The 22,086-nt window shown below is 59.2% G+C and carries 18 protein-coding genes; 9 read left to right on the top strand and 9 right to left on the bottom strand.

Features of this window, described 5'->3' with window-relative positions:
- Window positions 1-76: 76 nt before the first annotated feature.
- A complete protein-coding gene (locus tag ACA059_RS05895; protein WP_497633082.1) occupies window positions 77-835 on the bottom strand; it encodes an SDR family oxidoreductase in 759 nt (252 codons plus the stop codon).
- Window positions 836-1,002: 167 nt separating this feature from the next.
- On the opposite strand from ACA059_RS05895, the gene ACA059_RS05900 reads away from it, so the two are divergent.
- The 4 genes from ACA059_RS05900 to groL all read left to right on the top strand — a co-directional run bounded on the left by ACA059_RS05900 (window position 1,003) and on the right by groL (window position 4,512).
- Window positions 1,003-1,734 carry a HugZ family pyridoxamine 5'-phosphate oxidase gene (locus ACA059_RS05900; protein ID WP_497633083.1) on the top strand — a complete coding sequence of 244 codons (732 nt, stop codon included), beginning with the start codon at window positions 1,003-1,005 and terminating at the stop codon, window positions 1,732-1,734.
- A gap of 66 nt (window positions 1,735-1,800) precedes the next feature.
- Window positions 1,801-2,277 carry an FxsA family protein gene (locus tag ACA059_RS05905; protein WP_497633084.1) on the top strand — a complete coding sequence of 159 codons (477 nt, stop codon included), beginning with the start codon at window positions 1,801-1,803 and terminating at the stop codon, window positions 2,275-2,277.
- 248 nt (window positions 2,278-2,525) lie between these two features.
- Entirely contained in the window at window positions 2,526-2,819 is a 294-nt protein-coding gene (locus ACA059_RS05910; protein ID WP_007948593.1) for a co-chaperone GroES, read from the top strand.
- 49 nt (window positions 2,820-2,868) lie between these two features.
- Window positions 2,869-4,512 (top strand): chaperonin GroEL, encoded by a 1,644-nt coding sequence (gene groL / locus ACA059_RS05915; protein ID WP_008155543.1) that lies wholly within the window; start codon window positions 2,869-2,871, stop codon window positions 4,510-4,512.
- A gap of 189 nt (window positions 4,513-4,701) precedes the next feature.
- Here the strand turns inward: groL and ACA059_RS05920 are convergent, their stop codons facing one another.
- Window positions 4,702-5,445: a phosphatase PAP2 family protein gene (locus ACA059_RS05920; RefSeq protein ID WP_497633085.1), complete on the bottom strand. Its 744-nt coding sequence runs from the start codon at window positions 5,443-5,445 to the stop codon at window positions 4,702-4,704.
- 218 nt (window positions 5,446-5,663) lie between these two features.
- Between ACA059_RS05920 and colR the strand changes: the two genes are divergently transcribed.
- The 5 genes from colR (at window position 5,664) to ACA059_RS05945 (ending at window position 9,390) form a co-directional block, all read left to right on the top strand.
- On the top strand, window positions 5,664-6,347 hold the full coding sequence (gene colR, locus ACA059_RS05925) for a two-component system response regulator ColR (RefSeq protein WP_123368483.1): 684 nt from the start codon (window positions 5,664-5,666) through the stop codon (window positions 6,345-6,347).
- Window positions 6,337-7,620 (top strand): sensor histidine kinase, encoded by a 1,284-nt coding sequence (locus tag ACA059_RS05930; protein ID WP_497633086.1) that lies wholly within the window; start codon window positions 6,337-6,339, stop codon window positions 7,618-7,620. Before colR ends, ACA059_RS05930 begins: the two co-directional genes overlap by 11 nt.
- A 153-nt stretch (window positions 7,621-7,773) precedes the next feature.
- Window positions 7,774-8,442, top strand: a complete 669-nt coding sequence (locus tag ACA059_RS05935) for a class I SAM-dependent methyltransferase (RefSeq protein ID WP_497633087.1) — start codon at window positions 7,774-7,776, stop codon at window positions 8,440-8,442.
- Window positions 8,443-8,446: 4 nt separating this feature from the next.
- Window positions 8,447-9,160, top strand: a complete 714-nt coding sequence (locus ACA059_RS05940; protein ID WP_497633088.1) for a lipopolysaccharide kinase InaA family protein — start codon at window positions 8,447-8,449, stop codon at window positions 9,158-9,160.
- A 2-nt stretch (window positions 9,161-9,162) separates the two neighbouring features.
- Entirely contained in the window at window positions 9,163-9,390 is a 228-nt protein-coding gene (locus ACA059_RS05945; RefSeq protein WP_134417431.1) for a hypothetical protein, read from the top strand.
- A gap of 52 nt (window positions 9,391-9,442) precedes the next feature.
- On the opposite strand, the gene ACA059_RS05950 is transcribed toward ACA059_RS05945, so the two are convergent.
- The 7 genes from ACA059_RS05950 to ACA059_RS05980 all read right to left on the bottom strand — a co-directional run bounded on the left by ACA059_RS05950 (window position 9,443) and on the right by ACA059_RS05980 (window position 21,375).
- On the bottom strand, window positions 9,443-12,469 hold the full coding sequence (locus tag ACA059_RS05950; RefSeq protein WP_497633089.1) for a multidrug efflux RND transporter permease subunit: 3,027 nt from the start codon (window positions 12,467-12,469) through the stop codon (window positions 9,443-9,445).
- Window positions 12,470-12,482: 13 nt separating this feature from the next.
- Window positions 12,483-13,631 (bottom strand): efflux RND transporter periplasmic adaptor subunit, encoded by a 1,149-nt coding sequence (locus tag ACA059_RS05955; protein ID WP_497633090.1) that lies wholly within the window; start codon window positions 13,629-13,631, stop codon window positions 12,483-12,485.
- Between the two features lie 203 nt (window positions 13,632-13,834).
- A complete protein-coding gene (locus ACA059_RS05960) occupies window positions 13,835-14,935 on the bottom strand; it encodes a DUF1513 domain-containing protein (RefSeq protein ID WP_497633091.1) in 1,101 nt (366 codons plus the stop codon).
- 14 nt (window positions 14,936-14,949) lie between these two features.
- Complete coding sequence (locus ACA059_RS05965; protein ID WP_095132496.1) at window positions 14,950-16,014, bottom strand: imelysin family protein; 1,065 nt, start codon at window positions 16,012-16,014, stop codon at window positions 14,950-14,952.
- 26 nt (window positions 16,015-16,040) lie between these two features.
- A complete protein-coding gene (locus ACA059_RS05970; protein ID WP_497633092.1) occupies window positions 16,041-17,468 on the bottom strand; it encodes a di-heme oxidoreductase family protein in 1,428 nt (475 codons plus the stop codon).
- A gap of 280 nt (window positions 17,469-17,748) precedes the next feature.
- Window positions 17,749-19,107 (bottom strand): imelysin family protein, encoded by a 1,359-nt coding sequence (locus ACA059_RS05975; protein WP_497633093.1) that lies wholly within the window; start codon window positions 19,105-19,107, stop codon window positions 17,749-17,751.
- Window positions 19,108-19,323: 216 nt separating this feature from the next.
- The gene (locus ACA059_RS05980) at window positions 19,324-21,375 is read right to left on the bottom strand and encodes a putative bifunctional diguanylate cyclase/phosphodiesterase (protein ID WP_497633094.1); all 2,052 of its coding nucleotides are present in this window, start codon (window positions 21,373-21,375) and stop codon (window positions 19,324-19,326) included.
- Window positions 21,376-22,086: the final 711 nt, after the last annotated feature.

Genomic DNA, 22,086 nt, shown 5'->3' on the forward strand with positions numbered 1-22,086 from the left:
AGCTCCTACACATGGGTTTTGCATTCACCTGTAGGAGTTGTCGAGCGAAGCGAGGCTGCGATCTTTTGATCTTGCTTTAGATCCGCAACCCGCCATCCAACTCCAGAATTCGACCGGTGAAGTAGTCGTTCTCGAAAATGTACGCCGCCGAATGGGCGATCTCTTCAGTCTTGCCCATGCGCTTGATCGGAATCGCGGACGTTATCTTCTCCAGCGCCTCAGGCTTCATGCTCAGCGTCATTTCGGTTTCGATAAAGCCCGGTGCAATGGCTGCCACGCGAATACCGTAGCGTGCCAATTCCTTCGCCCAGGTCACGGTCGCCGCGGCGACACCGGCCTTGGCGGCGGAGTAGTTGGTCTGGCCGGCGTTGCCAGCGCGGGAGATCGACGAGATATTAATGATCGCGCCGCTGTTGTTCAGCTCGATCATTTTGGCCGCAACTTCGCGGGTGCACAGGAATACGCCAGTCAGATTGACGTCGATGACCGTCTGCCACTGGGCAAGGCTCATCTTGGTCATCTCGCCGTCCTTGACCTTGATGAGCAGGCCATCGCGCAGTATCCCCGCGTTGTTGATCAGGCCATGGATCGCACCGAAGTCTTCGGCCACCCGGGCGACCATATGGGTCACTTGCTCTTCATTGGCGACATTGCACAGATAAGCGCGAGCCTCGACGCCTTTAGCCTTGCAAGCGGCGACGGTGTCGTCGAGCTTTTCCTGGTTCAGGTCCACCAGCGCCAGCTTCGCGCCTTTACCGGCGAAATACTCGGCCATGGAACGGCCTAAACCCTGGCAACCGCCCGTGATAATGATTACTTTGTCAGTGAGTTGCATTCGCATGCCCCAATAGCAGGTCAGAGGAGTGGTTTCCTTTTAGAGAGTAGCCTCTCGATCTGCACCTGACGGCCTGGCTGCACATGAGAACTGCCCCAATGGCGTACTGGAACTTATCCCCAGGCGCCTGTCCGTTTTTTTGACGGATTCTAATAAGGAGTCATAAATTGAGCGTTGAAGCGGCCAAGAATGCCCGAGAATTGCTTCTCAAGGAATACCGTGGAGTGCTCTCGACGCACTCCAAGGCGATGCCCGGTTTTCCGTTTGGCTCCGTGGTTCCGTACTGTCTGGACGAACAGGGCCGACCCCTGATCCTTATCAGCCGTATCGCCCAGCACACTCACAACCTGCAGAAAGATCCCAAATGTTCACTGTTCGTGGGCGAGCGTGGGGCTGAAGATGTGCAAGCCGTTGGTCGCCTGACCTACCTCGCCGAAGCAGAAAAGCTCGAGGACGAGGCCGCCATCGAAGCGGCGGCTGAGCGTTACTACCGCTATTTCCCGGATTCGCAGAGCTACCACAAGGCTCACGATTTCGATTTCTGGGTGCTCAAACCGGTACGTCATCGCTACATCGGCGGCTTCGGTGCGATTCACTGGGTCGATCAACTGACCCTGGCCAACCCGTTCGCCGGAAAGGCCGAAGCGAGCATGGTCGAGCACATGAATGCCGATCACGCCAAAGCCATCGCACACTACGTAGAACTGGCGGGGCTGCCGAAATCCGAGCCGGCGCAACTGGCGGGTATCGACACCGAAGGCATGCACCTGCGCATTGGCCAGGGGCTCTATTGGTTGCCGTTTCAAGCGCCGTGTAATACGCCGACACAAGTGCGCGAAGCCTTGGTTTTCCTGGCTCACGCCGAACATTGGCCGAAAAATGAAGTGGCCGACGCTTGAATTCATGAATCGGCGACGTCATCTAGGGAAGACTGGCAAGGCATTCTTGCGTTGAGGAACCATTTGATGCGCCCTTTTTTATTGCTCTTTGTACTGTTTCCGGTGTTGGAGCTGTTCGTATTCGTCAAGGTAAGCGGGGCGATCGGGTTTTTCCCGGCCCTGCTGCTGGTCATTCTCGGCTCGATGCTCGGCGTGTTCGTGCTGCGTATCGCTGGTCTGGCAACCGCATTGCGTGCTCGTGAAAGCCTGAACCGCGGCGAGTTGCCGGCCCAGACCATGCTCGAAGGTTTGATGCTGGCACTGGCGGGTGGTCTGTTGATCCTGCCGGGCTTCGTCACTGATGTGCTGGGTCTGATCATGTTGCTGCCGATCTCTCGTCGACTGTTGGCCAATAAAATGCGCCAGCGTGCCGAAGAGGCGGCAATCCGTCAGCGTGCGTTCGCCGACGACCTTCAGCCCCGTGGCGGCCCTGTTCCCCGCGAGACTTTGGGCCGTGAGCCGAACGTGATCGAAGGCGAGTTCGAACACCGCGACTCCAAGTAAATCGTTTCACCTGCACGGCACCTTCGGGTGCCGTGTTCGTTTTCGGGTCATCGATGTAAAAAATTTCGATCCCCACCCTTGTAATAAGCTTATGCGCCCTTATGTAACGGTCACCGCAAGGTTTCTGGCGATCACGCCAGACAGACTTCCGCGGTTCGCTTGACGAACCGCACCCGGCACCGCCGGATTTTGTTAAACCCGCCGGGAATACACCGGCCGATGAAAACCACAATTAGGAGAGATCGACAATGAAGCTTCGTCCTCTGCATGACCGCGTCGTCGTCCGTCGCAGCGAAGAAGAAAAGAAAACCGCTGGCGGTATCGTCCTGCCAGGTTCGGCTGCTGAAAAGCCAAACCAGGGCGAAGTCCTCGCTGTAGGCCCGGGCAAAGTCCTGGACAACGGTGAAGTGCGTGCGCTGTCCGTGAAAGTGGGTGACAAGGTTGTGTTCGGCCCTTACTCCGGCAGCAACACAGTGAAAGTTGACGGCGAAGACCTGCTGGTCATCGGCGAGAGCGAAATCCTCGCTGTTGTCGAAGGCTGATTCCCCGCTCATTTTCCCGCTACTACAAAGTATTTAAGGAATATCGATCATGGCTGCTAAAGAAGTTAAATTCGGCGATTCCGCCCGCAAGAAAATGCTCGCCGGTGTCAACGTCCTGGCTGACGCAGTAAAAGCGACCCTGGGCCCTAAAGGCCGTAACGTGATCATCGAGAAGAGCTTCGGCGCTCCGACCATCACCAAGGACGGCGTGTCCGTTGCCAAAGAAATCGAGCTGAAAGATCGCTTCGAAAACATGGGCGCGCAGCTGGTCAAAGACGTTGCCTCCCGTGCCAACGATGACGCAGGCGACGGCACCACCACCGCTACCGTTCTGGCTCAGTCGATCGTCAACGAAGGCCTGAAAGCCGTCGCTGCCGGCATGAACCCGATGGACCTGAAGCGCGGTATCGACAAAGCGACCATCGCAATCGTCAAAGAGCTGAAAGCCCTGTCCAAGCCTTGCGCTGACACCAAGGCCATCGCTCAGGTCGGCACCATCTCGGCCAACTCCGACAGCTCCATCGGCGACATCATTGCCGAAGCCATGGAAAAAGTCGGTAAAGAAGGCGTGATCACCGTTGAAGAAGGCTCGGGCCTGGAAAACGAACTGTCGGTTGTTGAAGGCATGCAGTTCGACCGTGGCTACCTGTCCCCGTACTTCGTCAACAAGCCAGAGACCATGACTGCCGAGCTGGACGGTCCGCTGATCCTGCTGGTCGACAAAAAGATCTCGAACATCCGCGAAATGCTGCCAGTACTGGAAGCCGTTGCCAAAGCCGGCCGTCCACTGCTGATCGTGGCCGAAGACGTTGAAGGCGAAGCCCTGGCGACTCTGGTTGTGAACAACATGCGTGGCATCGTTAAAGTCGCAGCCGTCAAGGCTCCAGGCTTCGGCGACCGTCGCAAGGCAATGCTGCAGGACATCGCTGTTCTGACTGGCGGTACCGTAATCTCCGAAGAGATCGGTCTGAGCCTGGAAAGCACTACCCTGGAACACCTGGGTAATGCCAAGCGCGTGATCCTGTCCAAAGAAAACACCACCGTGATCGACGGTGCCGGCGTTGAGGCTGACATCCAGGCTCGCGTTCTGCAGATCCGTCAGCAAGTGGCCGACACTTCTTCCGACTACGACCGTGAAAAACTGCAAGAGCGTCTGGCCAAACTGTCCGGCGGCGTTGCAGTGATCAAGGTTGGCGCTGGTTCCGAAGTTGAAATGAAAGAGAAGAAAGCCCGCGTTGAAGACGCCCTGCACGCTACCCGTGCAGCCGTTGAAGAAGGTGTGGTACCTGGCGGCGGCGTGGCACTGGTTCGCGCTCTGCAGGCTATCTCCGAGCTGAAAGGCGACAACGATGACCAGAACGTTGGCATCCAGTTGCTGCGTCGCGCTGTTGAAGCGCCACTGCGCCAGATCGTTGCCAACTCCGGCGACGAGCCAAGCGTAGTGGTCGACAAGGTCAAGCAGGGTTCGGGTAACTACGGTTACAACGCTGCTACCGGCGAATACGGCGACATGATCGAAATGGGTATCCTGGACCCGGCCAAAGTGACTCGTTCGGCTCTGCAAGCGGCTTCGTCGATTGCCAGCCTGATGATCACCACCGAAGCCATGATCGCTGAGATCAAGGAAGACGGTCCAGCTGGCGGCGGCATGCCAGACATGGGCGGTATGGGCGGTATGGGCGGCATGATGTAAGCCAGCCTTACCCCTATAAAAAACCCCGCCTGCGCTAAGCAGGCGGGGTTTTTTATTGCCTGGATTTCGAGGGTTACATCGGTCCATTGTGGGAGCGAGCCTGCTCGCGAAAGCGTTTTAACATTCAACAGATTTGTTGACTGAACCACCGCTATCGCGAGCAGGCTCGCTCCCACATTGTTTTGTATTTCAGGCGCTAACCTGATTTGTCTTGGCCATCGCCTCAATTTTGGCCGCCGGTCGATACAGGATGTAGTAGTAAGACCCCAAACAAATCAGCCAGCAGAAAATCGCCGTCCACACATTGTGCGAAAAGAAGTGCGCCCCCTGCATCATCCGGCTGATGGAAAACACCGTGCCCAACGCGAAAGCGAACACAAACGCCTTGCGTGCCAGACGCGGACGACGGTCACGCAGGACAAAGAACAGCGCAAACAGTGTGAAACCGGTCGCCGCATGACCGCCGGGCCAGCAACGGCCTGGTTTATCGGTGTGCGGGCGAGGGCTGAGCAGTTCGCTATAGGTTTCGTGACCGCCGAATTGCTCAAGGCTCCACGGGCATTGAACGGCCGTCACCGCTTTGACTGGCGTGACAAAGGAGGTCGCCAGCGCCAGAGACAGCACCAGGCAGCCCAGTTCCCGTTTGATCGGTTTGAGCCTGTCGATGAAAAAGGAGGCGATGAAACCGAAGATGGCCAACACCGAGAAGGCGATGACCACCTGTTTGGCGCGGTCATGGAGGATCTCTTCCAGGAAGTAACTGTGCCGCCCGATGAAATCTCCCGCGACCGGGTCATAGAGCAGTTTGGCAAGGTCCATGTCCAGGGATGTCAGTTCGAGCAGCACCAGAATGATCGCCGCAATGGCGGGAACGCCCAGGCACACCCAGAAATTCAGCGGGCGGGAAGCGGGGCGGACAGCAGTCGAAACCATGGCAGTTCCTTGGTCGGTGAAATGTTCTGAAAACGCAGCCGCGCGGAGTTTGAGCCTGATCCTGTCGTCGGCGTGTGAATCGATAGTGAAAAAGTCGTTAAAGTCGCCCCGGGTTTATGGGGTGGATTTACAACTGCACGCAGTCCTAGCCCTCAGCCACACTTGGCCTTAAGCTGCGCGGGCCAAGACGGCCGTTACTGTGTACGCAGGAGATACCCATGCGAATTCTATTGGTTGAAGACAACCGCGATATCCTGGCCAATCTGGCCGATTACTTGGGGCTCAAGGGTTATACCGTGGATTGCGCGCAGGACGGTTTGTCAGGCTTGCACCTGGCGGCCACCGAGCATTACGACTTGATTGTGCTCGACATCATGTTGCCGGGCATCGACGGTTATACCCTGTGCAAACGTCTGCGTGAAGATGCGCGCCGCGACACGCCGGTGATCATGCTCACCGCTCGCGATCAATTGGACGACCGGCTGCAAGGCTTCAAATCCGGCGCCGATGATTACCTGATCAAACCCTTTGCGCTATCTGAATTGGCGGCGCGCATCGAGGCGGTCATGCGTCGCGCCCAGGGTGGCGGTCGCCGCACCCTGCAGGTCAGCGATCTGATCTACGACCTCGATACCCTGGAAGTCACCCGCGAGGGGCGACTGCTGAAGCTCAACCCGGTGGGCCTGAAGTTGCTCGCCGTGCTGATGCAAAAAAGTCCTCACGTACTGCGCCGCGAAATTCTCGAAGAGGCGCTGTGGGGCGATGACTGCCCGGACAGCGACAGCCTGCGCAGCCACGTCCATCAATTGCGCCAGGTGATCGACAAGCCGTTCGCCAAACCGTTGCTGCAAACCGTGCACGGTGTGGGTTATCGCTTGGCCGAGGGCCGAGATGGAGTTTAAACAGAGCCTTGCTCAACGGATCATCATCGCCTTTGCGCTGATGAGCGCATTGGTGGCAGGGGCCTTCGCCATGGGCATTGTGGCGACCGTGCACCTGGTCGAAGAAAAACTGATTTCGGCAGGGCTGGGCGGCGATTTACAACGTCTGTTGCTGATGGACAGCGTGTCGGACTGGAGCCACCGTCCCGAGCCGGACCAGCTGTTCTATTTCAGCGGCGGGCCGGGCGACTTTGAGCTCCCCAAGGACCTGCGGCACCTGGACCCGGGCTTTCACGAGGTGTTTCGCGAACAGCTGTCGTATCACGCGATGGTCGAAGTCGTCGACGGTCGGCATTATGTGCTGTTACAGGATCAGAGCGATTTCGAAGAGCGTGAACGGGTGCTGTTTGCCGTGGTGCTGGTGGGCTTCGTCCTGAGTCTGGCATTGGCGGTGTTTCTCGGTTGGATACTGGCGCGCAAGGTGATGGCGCCCGTGGTGCGACTGGCTCGTCAGGTCCGTCACCGTGATCAATTATTAGGTCTCGCGCCACCGCTGGCGCCGGATTACGCCGCTGATGAGGTGGGCGAGTTGGCCGTGGCCTTCGACGCTACCCTCGGGCGCTTGCGCCAGGCGTTGACCCGCGAACGGTTATTCACCAGTGACGTCAGCCACGAACTGCGCACGCCATTGATGGTGCTCGCCAGTTCCTGCGAGCTGTTGCTGGAAAACCCCGGTATCGATCAGCGTGGACGTGCACAGGTCCAGCGAATCGCCCGCGCTTGTGAGGAGATGCGCGAGCTGGTGCAAACCTTCCTGATGTTGGCCCGCGCACAACGTGAAGACGCCAGCATGTCGCCCCAGCAGACCTTGAGCCAGGTAGCCGATGGACTGCTCAATTTGTGGCGCGAGCCGATCGAGGCCAAGGGGCTGGCGCTGAACTTTGAACCGGGCAATCCGGCCAACACGTGCTACAACGCAACCCTTCTGCACGCGGTCATGGGCAACCTGCTGCGTAACGCGCTGCATTACACCGAGCGCGGGTTCATCCGCCTGACGCTGACGGCCACGGGGTTCATGGTCGAGGACAGTGGCGTGGGCATTCCCGAGGAAAAACGCGAGGCGATGTTCGAGCCGTTCGTGCGGGGTAACGAGAAGCGCGGTGAGGGCTTGGGGCTTGGGCTGTCGCTGGTGCAGCGGATCTGTGAAAACCAGGGTTGGAACGTCAGCCTGACGAACATGGAGCCCAACGGCTGTCGTTTTCAGGTGGAGTTGTCTTCGTCGGATGTGAGCTGATCGGTCGCAACGGCCCAGAGCCATCGTTGCCGCTTTGCAAAACCTCGAAATAGTTTGGGGTTTTACATGACGTTTTTTTCACAAAGGAATGACCTGTCGCTGACACGGCGCTGCCTATCGTGGGTGCCATCAGCAGCTAAGGAGACCTTGGTGATGGCCGGCCCGATCAAACTGGATTTTTCCGAAAAATACGACGATCAACACGCTCAACGATACCTGCGCAAACACCAGGATGGTCTTGGCCGCCGCCTGTCTCACTGGCGTGACGAGCAACTGGCGCGCAAGGCGCTGTCACTGGTCGGCGAGCCGGGGCTGATCCTCGATTTGCCCTGTGGTGCTGGACGTTTCTGGCCATTGCTGGCGGAAAAAACCAATCGTGCGATCATTGGCGCCGACAACTCCGAATCCATGCTGAAGATTGCCATGCAGGCGCAACCTGCCGAGGTGGTGAAACGGGTACAACCCTTGCACACTTCTGCATTCGACATCGCCTTACCTGATAACGCCGTCGACAGCATTTTTTGCATGCGTTTGCTCCATCACATCGGTGAAGCCGAGCATCGACTGGCCATTTTGCGTGAATTCGAGCGCGTCACGCGTGATAGCGTGATCCTTTCTCTGTGGGTGGACGGTAATTTCAAGGCGTGGAAACGCAAGCGCCTCGAGAAAACCCGTGAGCAGGAAGGTTACCAAAATCGATTTGTGTTACCGGCTGCTACGGTTGAAAAGGAATTTGAGCAGGCGGGTTTTCGTATCCAGGAACAACTGGACTTTTTACCGCTCTATGCCATGTGGCGGGTCTACGTATTACGCAAGAGGTAACAGAATGGCAGTGCAATGTGCAGCAGAAACGGACGTCGCTCCTCAGGACCGCTTCGACTATTTCTGGAATCAGCGCGGTGAGTGGGTAGAAGAACCCAACGTCCGTCGCGGTGGAGAAAGTGGCGTGCAGCGCGTCGTGAGCAGCAATGGACAGTTGCTTTACGTTAAACGTCAATCCGGGCATATCCATCGCAGCTTGCTGCACCCGTTCGGTCGGCCGACGGTATTGCGCGAGCGAGATGCGCTCATCGGTCTGAAGCTGCTCGACGTTGGCGTTCCGGAAATCGTTTTCTGCGGTGCACAGCGCGATCCGGTACATAAATGGCGCGCATTGCTGGTCACCAAGGCGCTGGACGGCTTCGAGGAAATTGAACACTGGTACGCTGGCGGTGGTCGCGAACGTCACGGTGAGGCTGTGCATGATCGAGTGTTGAAGGAACTGGCCGAGAACCTGGCCCGGATGCACAAGGGCCGCTGGCAGCACAGCTGCCTTTATGCGAAGCACGTATTCGTGCGTGTCACCGGCGAAGGCGAGGCTGCCAAAGTTGAAGTGGCCTTGATCGATCTGGAGAAATGTCGGCAGCGTTTGACCGCCCGGCAAGCGGCTACTCATGACATGAAGCAACTGCGTCGCCACTCGTCGTTCAGCACGACGGACTGGCAGAAACTCGTCTACTTTTATAAGACGGCGTTTGGCAGCGCTATCAAGGGTTTATAGCAATGAAACTCGAAATTGCACGAGGTATATTTTTGATAGGAGCCTTGGCAGTTGCTTCACTAGCGGTGGCGGCTTGGGAGCAGCCCCGCACGCAAGTCCTCAGTTCAGTGAACGGCGACGCACACTGTCCATTGCCACGCGTTGCGAAGGCATCCGTGGCATCCCAACCCGATCATGATTTATTGCTGTTCATGTTCGGCCTTTCTCAAGGATTGAGGCCACAAAGTTGAACAGATTGAAGCCAAAATAAAAGGCCTCGCTAAGCGAGGCCTTTTTTTCGATTTAGGGTTTATCGGGTTTAGCCAGCAACGTGTAAACACACGGCAGTACAAACAACGTAAACAACGTCCCGATCGACATCCCTGTGGCGATCACCATGCCAATGTCGAACCGGCTGACGGCGCCCGCCCCCGTGGCGATGATCAACGGCACCATACCGAACACCATCGCAGCGGTGGTCATCAACACCGGACGCAGACGAATGGCCGCCGCTTCCTCCACGGCCTCGCGCGGCGTCAGGCCTTTGTCCTTGCGTAACTGGTTGGCGAATTCGACGATCAGGATTCCGTGCTTGCTGATCAGCCCGATCAACGTCACCAGGCCGACCTGGGTGTAGATGTTCATGCTCGACCAGCCCAGGAACAGCGGGATCAACGCGCCACAGATCGACAACGGCACGGTCACCAGAATCACCAGCGGATCGCGGAAGCTTTCGAACTGGGCCGCCAATACCAGGAAAATGATCGCCAACGCCAGGGCGAAGGTGACCCACAGCGCACTGCCTTCCTGGACGTATTGCCGTGATGCGCCGGCATAGTCGAAGGCATACCCCACCGGCGCCTCTTCCCGAGCAATCTGGCGCACGGTGTCGATGGCTTCACCCATGCTGACCAGCGGCACTCCGGACAGGATGCCTGAGTTGAGTTGCTGGAACTGGTTCAACTGCCGTGGACGCGCCCGGTCGGTCACAGTGATCAGGGTCGACAGGGCCAGCAGTTGGCCTTGGGTGTTCTTGACGTAATAGTTGTTCAGCCAGTCGGGGTTATCCCGGAAGGGCCGTTCGACCTGCGCGATGACTTTGTAGCTGCGACCTTCAATAGTGAAACGGTTGATCTCCGCCTCACCCAGCAATGTCGCGAGCGTCCCGCCCAGGTCCTGCATGGAAACACCCATCTGTGCGGCCTTGGCGCGATCGATGTCCACCACCACTTCGGGCTTGTCGAACGCCAGGTCGAGGTCGACGAAGGCGAACTTGCCGGACTCCATTGCCCTCTTTTTGATGCGGTCGGTCACTTGCAGCAGCGACTCGTAATCGTTGGCGGTATTGATGACGAACTGAAACGGCAGCCCCTCGCCGGTGCCGGGCAGGGAGGGCAGGTTGAAGCCGAAGATTTGCAATCCGGAAATGCTCTCCAGTTTGGCCTGTACCTCGGGCAGGATCTGCATTTGCGTGCGGCTGCGTTCGTTCCACGGTTTGAGCAGGAAGCCGCCGATGCCCGATTGCACGCCGTTGAAGCCATTGATCTGGAACGACGAGTAGTACTCGGGAAACGTCTTGAAGATCGTGACGAACTCGTCGGTGTAGGTGCTCAGGTAGTCGAGGTTGGCCGGTTGCGGGGCGTTGGCCATCATGAAAATGATGCCCTGGTCCTCGTCCGGCGCCAGTTCCGACTTGGTAAACGTGAGCAGCACCGGAATCAGGCACAGCACGATCACCGCGAACACCAGCACCACCGGCCTGGTGTTGAGGGTGCCGTGGAGCATGCTTTGGTAACGGCGCTTGAGGCCTTCGAAAATCCGGTCCAGACGATGGGCCAGGCCGCTGGGATTTTCCTCGTGACGCAGCAATAAGGCGCACATCATCGGCGACAGGGTCAGGGCGACGATGCCGGAGATCACCACCGCGCCGGCCAGGGTCAGGGCGAACTCCTTAAACAGCGCCCCCGTGAGCCCCGTCAGGAAGCCAATCGGCGCATAGACCGCTGCCAGGGTGATGGTCATCGAGACCACCGGCATGGCGATTTCCCGGGCGCCTTCGATGGCCGCATCCAGCGGCGTCTTGCCTTCTTCGATGTGCCGGTGGATGTTTTCCACCACCACAATGGCGTCGTCCACCACCAGGCCGATGGCCAATACCATCGCCAGCAACGTCAGCAGATTGATCGAGTAGCCCATCATCTGCATGAAAAACATCACGCCGATCATCGACAGCGGGATGGTGACTACCGGGATCACCACCGAACGCAGCGCGCCGAGGAACAGGAACACCACCACGATGACGATCAGCACCGCCTCGAACAATGTTTTGATCACCTCGTTGATCGAGGCCTGGATAAACAGCGTGGCGTCGTAGGCGATTTCACCTTTGAGGTTTGGCGGCAGCTGGGCTTCCAGGTCCGGCATGATCTTGCGCACTTCCTTGATCACGTCCAGCGGGTTGGCGCCGGGCGTGGCCTTTATGCCGATGTACACCGAAGGGGTGCCGCCGAAGGAGCTGATCGAATCGTAGTTTTCCGCACCCATTTCAACCCGCGCCACATCGCTGAGCAGCACGCGACTGTCGCCCTCGACCTTGAGCGGAATCGCGGCAAAGGCTTCGGCGGATTTGAGCTCGGTGTTGGCATTGATGCTGGTGACGACGTACTCGCCTTTCACTTCGCCGGCGGCGGAGAGGAAGTTGTATTTGCGCACTGCATCGGTCACGTCGCTGGCACTCAGGCCGAAACCGGCCAGCTTGATCGGGTCCAGCCACAGGCGCATGGCGAACACCTGGTTGCCGAGAATCTCGGCTTCGGCCATGCCCGGCAGGGTCGCCAGTTTCGGCTGGATGACCCGCGACAGGTAGTCGGTAATCTGCGGGTTGCTCAGTTCCTTGCTGAAGAAACTGATGTACATCAGCGCCGAGGCGTCGGCGGCTTCCTTGCTCAGCACCGGGTCTTCGGCGTCCTGAGGCAGCTGGTTCTTCACCTCGTTGGCTTTGGCCAGCAGTTCGGTGAACAAGCGGTCGCTGTTGGAGCCGATGCGCGCGTAGATCGAGATCACCGAGAAGTTCTGGCGACTGACCGAGGTCATGTAGTCGATACCTTCGGCACTGGCCAGACTTTGCTGCATCGGTTGGGTGATGTAGCCCTGAATGGTTTCGGCGTTGGCCCCGGGGTAAGCGGTGGTCACCGTGATCAGGGCGTTTTCCATTTGTGGGTATTGGCGCAGCGGCAACTTGCTCCAGGCCTGGAAGCCCAGCAGCACAATTAACAGGCTGACCACGGTGGCGAGCACCGGGCGGCGGATGAACGGGTCGGTAAAAGCCATGGGGATTCCTTGATCAGTCCGCGCGCGGCGGGCTGTTCTTCTCGGCTAAGGTCTTGTCGTCGCTGATCGCGATATGTGCGCCGTTGTCCAGTTTGATCTGGCCGGCCGTGACCACTTTTTCGCCGTTCTGCACACCTTTAGTGATCATCACTTGCCCATCGCGGCGCTCGCCGGTTTCGATGAAACGCCGTTCGGCGATCAGGATCGGTTGGCCCTTGTCATCTTTTTCCAGGCTGCCGTCTTCGGCTTTTTTCTGCGCGACGACATAGAGCGAGTTGCCGTACAGGGTGTAAGTGATCGCGCTTTCCGGCACGACGATGCGCGGCTGCGGGTCGGGCAACAGCACTTGCAGGCTGGCGAACATCCCCGGTAGCAGTTTGCCGTCGGGATTGGCCAGGGTCGCGCGGACCTGGACATTGCGCGTGCTACTTTCGACTTTCGGGTTGATCGCACTGATGGTGCCGGGGAAAGTTTGTGTCGGGTAGGCCGCGACAATGATCTGCACCGGTTGGCCGAGGGCGATTTTCGGTACCGACTGCTCGGGTACGAAGAAGTCTACATAGAGGCTGCTGAGGTCTTGCAAGGTAGCGATCATGGTGCCGCTGGCCACGTAGTCTCCGACGTCCACCTGACGAATGCCGATGGTTCCGCTGAACGGCGCGACGATGCTCTTTTTGCCGAGCGCAGCCTTGAGTTGATTGACCGTGGCCTTGCTCTTTTTCTGCACCGCCGAAAGTCGGTCGAATTCGCCTTTGGAAATGGCCTGGCTGCCTACCAGTTGGCTACCGCGACCGTAATCGAGTTGGGCCAGTCCGAGGTCGGCCAGAGCCGTTTCCAGCAAGGCACTTTCCACGGCGCTGTCGAGTCGCAGCAGTGGTTGGCCGACCTTGACCTTCTGCCCTGACTCGAACTGCAAATCGATGACGGTGCCGTCGGTCTCCAGGCTCAGGTCCACGCCTTGCAGCGCCTTGAGCGTGCCGACGGTAGGCAGGCGGGCTTGCCACGGCCGTTCGGTGGCCGTGGCCACGGCGACACTGATTGCCGGTTTCGGCGCAGCAAAGCCCTGAATCATCGTGTAGATGGAGAAGGCTTTGTAACCGGCCAGGACCAGCACGATCAGCAAAACAACACCCAACATGATCAGCATGCGGCGACGCAGCATATTTCCACTTCCTTGGAGAAAATCAGGTGAGACAGTGCGGCACATTACCCCGAGTGGGAGGTTGATTCCAACTGGTAGAACTTACAGGGTGCAAGGCTATCGATTGGCGTTGGCCTGAAAAGATCGCAGCCTTCGGCAGCTCCTACAGAGTGTACGCATTCCAATGTAGGAGCTGCCGAAGGCTGCGATCTTTTCGGCGTTATTCACGCCATCAGGTGAAGGTGGTTGTCCCAGAGCCCCGCAGGCAGCTCAAGGGGTTTTGCTACAAGATCTGTCTGGCGGCAGTCGTAGAACCGGCAGCGCCCCTGACCCGAGGTCACGACAAAGCCATCGGCTACCGCGCCGACCCCGGCGCAATCGGGAAGCGGCGCGTCCAGGCGCACTTCACCGCTGTCCAGGTCCCAGATGAAAAAGCGGTTGCCCCGTGGTGCGGTCAACGCGACCAGGCGCAGTTCGCTGTGCACCGCGACGCTGGCGGTGTAATGCCCCATGGCCTGCAACTGATGCTCAGGCACCGGGAAGGCCACGAACGGCTGGCCGGGCCGCTTGATCGCCAGCAGCTCCGACGACTCGTGAGACGGCCCCATGAACTGCTGACCGGCGACGATGGTGCCGTCGCTGGCAATCCCCAAATGCCGCACACTATTCATCTGCTGAGCGAGGGTTTCCTTGCTCAGCAGGGTGCCGTCGCGTTGCATCAGGACCAGGCTCGGTTCCATGGCGTTGAGGTTCATCTCGACGCGGCTTTCGGCCTCGGTGCGAATGCCGCCGTTGGCCACCACCAGGGTTTCGCCATCGGGCATCCACGACACCTGATGCGGGCCGACGCCGTGGGTCGAAATCTCGCCGCTGTGGATAAGTCGCTCACCTTCGAACTTATACACACCGAGCAAGCCGCGACCCGGATCGGAGGTGTCGTTCTCGGTGGCGTACAGCCAGTCGCCGCTCTTGTGAATCACCGCATGACCGTAGAAGTGCCGGTTCGGCAGTGAGGTCACGGTTTGCAGCAACGTGCCGTCGCGCAGGTCGATCAGGTAACTCTCGGTACCCGGACGACGGGCGACGAACAACGCAATCGGCAGTGTCGGGTGGTTGATGATGTCGTGGCAACGCTGGCCGACCTGGGTGGCAAACACCCGGGTGCCGTCCAGCCGGTAACCGACGGCGTAGTGTTTGCCATCGGTATCGTCCCGCGCCGAGAGCAGCAGCGGGCTTTTGTCCTTCTGCTTGAACAGCGTCCAGCCGCCCAGTGTCACCGCACCCAGCAGCAAACTACCTAACGTCAGAGCCTGGCGTCGCAGCATGGAACTTGCCCTCATCAGTCACCGTCGTTGGCGTTGAAGCCCAGTTGGATGCCCAGCGCCTTGGCCAGTTCGCCTTCGTGCAGGCGGTGGACGACGTTGAGGCTGTCGTAGATGTCGTTGAGTTGCTGGCGACCGGCATCGTCGTTGAGCATCTCGGTCAGCGAGCGCTGGTTGCTGGCGAACAGTTTCAGGGACGCGGCGTAAGCGGCGTCGATCTTGTCGGCCAACGGTTTTTGCTCGCTCGGCAACAGGCCGCGCAGGCCTTTGTTGTCGACGCCTTCCCACACCGTTTTGGCAGCGGCGAGGCTGGCTTCGAGGCCGGTCAGGGACGACTGGCTGCGCCATGCATCGGCCTGGAACGGTTGCGGAACACCCTTCGTCTGACGGCCCATCGGCGTGCCGAGTTTTTTCTTCAGGCTGTCGAGGGCGGTGACTTGCACGCGCAGCAGGTCGGCGATGGCTTCGTGGGAATCGGCGTAGCGCTGATTCGGGAATTTGCTCATCTGCGCGAGCATGCCGTCGGTGTTGTTCCAGCTTTTCAGAATCTCTTCGGCCAGTTGTTTCTGACGCTCGCCAATCGCGATCAGCAGTGGGCAGTACTTGGCTTTCTGTTCAGCGTTGGCCACATCAGGTTTGCTGTCGAACAGGATGTATTCGTAGGCGGAAAGGCCTTGAACCACAACGCTCGATTTGGCCAGAGCGGCGGCATCGATCTGCGGCTGTGCGGTGACCAGTTGCTCGACCTGACGGCCAACGAGGTTTTTCTTGTCCGGCCAGAACTGCACCTGCCAGGCGCGATTGCCCTCGGCCAGCGGCCCGATCAGCAGCGGTTGCAGCTCGGCCCAGGCTTTCTGCGCATGCAGGAAGTCGGCGCGGGCGGTGTCGAGGTTTTCCTTGCCTTCGCAGTAGGCCAACGCACTGACGGCCAGTTGGCGGTCGGCTTCAACCCAACGCGTGTAGGTCGGCAGGATCACCGACTTGGCGATGGCTGCTGACGTGACGGCCTGCGGATCCTGAGGCGAACAGGCGCCCAAGGCTAGCGCGGCAAGGCTGGTGAACAACAATTTGGGACGGAACATGTCGGGCTCCCGCTATGGAATACGTATTAAAGAGAATTCAAGAACGCCAGCAACGCAGCGCGCTGCTCGGCATTGAAAGACAAAACCTGTTGCTGCGCCGCGGTGGCTTCGCCGCCATGCCAGAGCACGGCTTCGAGCAGATTGCGGGCGCGGCCATCGTGCAAAAACTGGGTGTGCCCACTGACCGCCTGCGTCAGGCCGATACCCCACAACGGCGGGGTGCGCCAGTCGCGGCCGCTGGCCTGGAATTCGGTACGGTTGTCGGCCAGACCGTCGCCCATGTCATGCAGCAGCAGATCGCTGTAAGGGCGAATCACTTGATTAGCCAGTTCAGGTTCTGCGGCGTTGGCGGCGGTGGTGTATTTCGGGGTATGGCAGGACTGGCATCCGGCCTGGAAAAACAGAGTCTTGCCGGCCAGCACCTCGGGGGCGCTGACATCGCGGCGGGCCGGTACGGCGAGGTTTCGGCTGTAGAACAGCACCAGGCGCAGGATGTTATCGCTGACTTCCGGCTCGCCCTCCGGGCCATTGCCGTTGGGCGCTTGCTTGCAAGCAGTTTGCGCGGCGGTGCAATCGTCGACGGTTCTCAGGCTCGTGGTCAGACCCATGTCGCCAGAAAACGCGTGAACGTTCTGTTGATTGAGGTTCGGTTGCCCGGCCTTCCAGCCAAATCGCCCAAGGACGGTTTTTTGCTGCGCGTCGTCCCAGACCCGGTTCGGGCGTCCGGCGATGCCGTTTTTGTGTTTTGCCTGAGCCTTGGCATTGGCCAGGATCGCCTCGTCGGGAATCGCTTCGAGCAGGCCCAGGCCAATCATTGGCGGTGCGACCCTGGCCGAGAAACGCGTGTCAGGGTGCATCGGGCCGTAGCCGAGCTGGGTGATCTGCAACGTCGGCTTGCGCAACTCGACTTCGGTGCCGTCCTTGAAGCGAATCGGAACGGGCGTGTAATCGACGCGCACTTTGCCTTCCGGCACGACACCCGGCACGGACATGTCCTGGAATTGTCCGCCGTAGACCGGCTCCGGAACGACACCGAGCTGCTCGATGACCTTGGCATAGGCCGGCGCATCGGGAATCGATAGGCGCACCAGCATCGACACGGCGTTCTGCGCATCAGGCGTGGGCGGATGACCGCGTCCGTCCTTGATGTGGCAGTTTTGGCAGGCGTTGGTGTTGAACAATGGGCCGAGTCCGTCCCTGGCGGTAGTGGTCGACGGGGCGATCACCCAGGGGTTGCGGAAAAAGCTGTTGCCGACGCTGAAGTCCACGCGCCGTGACGGCGGCAGGTTGGCAGACGGCAGGGAAAATGCGTTCTGATCGGTCTTGCGCACGGTTGCGCTGCCACCGGACCGGGCTTCGCCGGGTTCGGCTTGGGTAAAACGCGGGGCGTCATCGCAGGCACTCAGGCCCAGGGCCAGAAACAGTGCGGACAAGCGAAGAGGCAGCGAGGGCATCAGACATCCTGCAAGACGAGCAAAACAAGGGCGCAAAGTCTAACAGGGCAGGGGAGATTGAATAAGAGGAATTATCGTTTGGTTGATGTAGCGCAGGGTTACTTGGAAACGGTGATCCCCTGTGGGAGCGAGCTTGCTCGCGATAGCGGTAGCTCATTCAACATTGATGTTGGCTGTGATGGGCCCTATCGCGAGCAAGCTCGCTCCCACAGGGGATTGTGTTGTGGCGAACATGAAAAAAGGCGACCCGGAGGTCGCCTTATTATTCAGCCAGCGTTGATCAGAATTCGTGATCAGCGTTGTCCGGGTTCAGGTCACTGATGCCCAGTTTGCCAGCGGCCGCTTCGATCGAACCGGTCTGCTTGACCAGCGAAGCGATCGCGTCGCGGACGATCTGGTTGCCAGCGGTGTTGCCGGCGGCGATCAGTTGGTCGTAGTGCTCACCCTTGTTGGCGTGATCGACGATGACCTGCATCTTGGCTTCGGTCGCCGCCAGGTCGGCTTTCAGCGCGGTGTCGGCAGCCGGGTCAGCCTTGGCCACCAGGGACGACAGGCTGGCGCCGGTCATTTTGGTGCCGTCGACGCGGGTGTATTCGCCCAGGTACACGTTACGAACGCCTTTGGCATCGTAGAACTGCGAATTGTGGGTGTTGTCGCTGAAGCAGTCGTGTTCGTCTTCCGGGGAGTTGGCCTCCAGGGAAACCTTCATGCGCTCGCCCGCCAGTTCGCCCAGGGACAGGCTGCCCATGCCGAACAGCATTTTGCGCAGGCCGGATTCAGCTGGCTCGGCTTCCAGGGTGGCGCGGTAGTTGTCGGCCACGTTCGGCTTCCAGTTACCGACCATTTCTTCCAGGTCGCTGACCAGCAGTTGGGTCACGGACTTCAGGTAAGCGCGACGACGATCGTTATGACCGCCGGTTGCGCCTTTGCCTTCCAGGTAGTCGGAAGCTGGACGGTTGCCGGCGCCAGGGCCGGTGCCGTTCAGGTCCTGGCCCCAGAGCAGGAATTCGATGGCGTGGTAGCCGGTGGCAACGTTGGCCTCGGAACCACCCAGCTCGTTCAGGCTGGCGAGTTTTGCTGGGGTAATGTCTTTCACGTCGATCTTGTCTTCGCCGACCTGAACCTGGGTGTTGGCGATGATGTTGGCCGTGGCGCCCGGGTTACCCAGTGCGTGCTCGTAGGATTTGTCGACGTAGTCGATCAGGCCTTCGTCCAGTGGCCAGGCGTTCACCTGACCTTCCCAGTCGTCGATGATGGTGTTGCCGAAGCGGAACACTTCGCTCTGCAGGTAAGGAACGCGGGCAGCGATCCAGGCAGCCTTGGCAGCTTTCAGGGTGTCGGCGTTCGGCTTGGCGAGGAAGGCGTCGATGGCGGATTGCAGGGTCTTCGCGGTGGATTCGGCATCGCTGTAAACGGCGAAGACGATGTCGGCGTAATGCGCGACAACGGCTTTGGCAGCGGCTTCGTCGACTTTACCGGCAGCGGCAGGTGCAGCAGCAGGTGCCGCCGCCGGGGCCGTGGTGCTGGCGGCCGGAGTCGGCGTCTGCGGAGCGGCAGCTTTGTCTTTGCCTTCGCCACAACCGGCGAGGGAAATAGCGATGGCCAACAGACTGGCGGTAGCCAGAGGCATACGAATCATGGCGAACATCCTGCTTCGAGAGGGGGTGGAATGGCGCAGCAAGCGCGCAAAACTGCGACATAATGCAAATCTTTCGCATTATCTGTAAAGGGTTGTACCTGGAAATATTTCTTATTCACGGAGACACGTGAGGTAGATCAAAAGATCGCAGCCTCGTTTCACTCGACAGCTCCTACAGAGTGAAACGAGGCTGCGATCTTTTGATTTTTTGATCTTCTACAAAATAGCCGCGTTACTGCGCTGGGCCTGTTTCAGATACGCGCTCAATTCCCGCGCCGGCAGCGGCTTGCTGTAGAGATAGCCCTGACCTTCGTGACAGCCCTCGGAGATGATGTAGGCCTCTTGCTCGGGGGTTTCCACGCCTTCGGCAATCACCTGCATGCCCAGGCTCTTGCCCAGCTGGATGATGGCCCGAACGATGGTCGCATCGTCGTCGTCATCGAGCAGGTCCTGAACGAAGCTCTTGTCGATCTTGATCTTGTCCAGCGGCAGGCTTTTCAGATAGCTCAATGACGAGTAACCGGTGCCGAAGTCGTCGATCGCGATCAGCGCACCGGAGCGGCGCAGGCTCAGCAGGTGCTGGGCGGCCGTGCTGATGTCTTCCATCAGGCCGGTTTCGGTGACTTCCAGCTCCAGGCTGCGCGGTGGCAGGCGATACATCTGCAGCAAATTGTTGACCACCCGTGGCAACTCGGCGTGGTGCAGCTGCACCGTGGACAGATTCACCGCCATGCGCAGGTCGACGAAACCCTGGTCATGCCAGTCGCGCAATTGCTTGCACGCCTGATCCAGCACCCATTCACCAATGGCGATGATGGTGCCGTTCTGCTCGGCCAGGGGGATGAACAAGTCCGGCGGAACCAGCCCGTGCTCGGGATGCTGCCAGCGAATCAGCGCCTCGACGCCCACCACCCGGTGATCGCGATAGCTGATCTGTGGCTGGTAGACGAGGTAGAACTGATCCCGGGCCAGGGCGTCGCGCAGGTCTTTTTCCAGCTCGCGACGGCGGCGCATCTCGGTGTCGACGCTGGCGATATAGAACTGATAACGGTTGCGCGAGCGAGTCTTGGCCAGGGTCATGGTCTGCTCGGCTTTTTGCAGCAGTTTCTCGGTGCTGTCACCGTCCTCGGGGAACAGGGTGATGCCGATGGTGGCGCGCAGGCGAATCTCCTGATGATCGAGGGCAAATGCCGCTTCCAGGTCATCGAGAATGCTTTGGGCCAGTTCGGCCGCTTCGTAGGGTTGTTCGATGTCGGCCTGAACCAGGGCGAACTGGTCGCCGCCGAGGCGGGCGAGGGCGCCAAGGCGTCCGCTGTGAGCTCGCAGGCGATCGGCCAGGGCCAGCAGCAGTTGGTCGCCGGTTTGGTAGCTGAATTGTTCGTTGATGCCCTTGAAGTCGTCCAGGCCGACCACCAATACGGCGACCCGACGTTGCAACTTGCCGGCGTCGACCAGGATTTTGTCCAGTTGCTGCTGCAATTGCTGGCGGTTTGGCAGGCCGGTGAGGAAATCGTACTGGGCCATGCGTAGCAGGCTGTTTTCCGCTTCGTGGCGCAAATGGGTGTTGCGCTCGATGGACTCGAGCAACTGGTTGGCGGTGTTGATCCAGATCCCCAGTTCGTTCTTTTCATGCCCCTTGAGCAGCGGGATTTTGTGTTCGCTGGGGCGATCCGGATTGATTTCCGTGAGGTGTTCGATGATCCGCGACAGCGGCTTGGTCAGCAGCCAGTGATAGACCAGGTACAGCACCAGCCCCATGGCCATCGCACGCAACACGCCGGAGATGAAGATGATCACCGAACTGACGATGAAACCCTGGCCGTAGGTGGCGGTGTCGAGGGTGATGCTCAAGTCGCCGTAATACTCGCTGTAAGGGCCGCGACCTACCAGCTGGGTGGTGAAGGTGCGTTCCTTGCCGAGGATCAGGTCGGTTAGCCAGCGACTGTCGGAATGCTGCAGCTCGCGAGACTTTTGCGCGAGCATGGCTTCGTTGGGATGGCCAATAGAGGCCTTGCGCACAGCGTCGTCCTGAAACAGGCCTTCGATAACCTGCATACCCATTTCCCGGTCCAGGCTGTAGACGGCCTGGGTCGAGGGGTCGCGGAACATGTCGAGGATGCGTTGGGCATCGCTGGCCACGGCCTGGCGTGTTTTATAGGCATCGAAAACGATCTGCGCGCAGCTCAAGACCACGCCAACGATCAATGCCGACAGGAGCACGACCCGAAGCAACTTCACCGACAAGCTGTTCTTGAGTTCCAGCTTCAAAGAGTCATTCCTTGTTCCGTGCGGGTAGCGTCAAGTTGCCATGAGTATTGGCAATCCGGTGATGGCAGTCAAAGGGACAATCAATCACATGGGGTTTTGCCTGTAGCTTGGCCGAAATGCTGTCGTTTGGACTATTTGCGCTATTTGTACTGTGTCGGTTGTTGGGGCCTTCAACTTGAGGGGGATAGGGACATATTTTACGTTTGGTTGATGTTAGACGGCTGTGGCGTTGGGGCAAGGGGCTGAAGGCTGGTTTCATCGTGGGAAATCGCCCCAAGTTCTGCGGATGCACCTATTACCCTGTAGGAGCTGCCGAAGGCTGCGATCTTTTGATCTTGGCGGCTAGGTAGCCGACCAGGTTCTTGCTGACTGAGTACATATCCATTCCTGCGGTAACGGCCGCTAATGGTTTCGCTCTTACAGCGAGTCCCTTTTGTCAAACGCCACAAAAGGAACCAAAAAGTCTCGCCCCAAGCGTCCGGCCCCTCGCCTGGGCTCGGCGTTCCTTCGCTCCGGTATTCATCTGGGGGCATCGCCTCCGGTCGGCTTCGCTTCGACCTCCTCTCGATGTGTTCGACTTCGTCGAACGGCGCTGCGCGCCTGCCCCCCAGATGAACACCTCCACTCAGCCTCCCGAAGGGGCGGGTGGATCAAGATCAAGAGCTGCAGGCGAGCTAACGCTCGGCCTGTTGAGTGGTGAGAAGCGAAAGG

The organism is Pseudomonas sp. LBUM1647 (genome assembly GCF_059716175.1).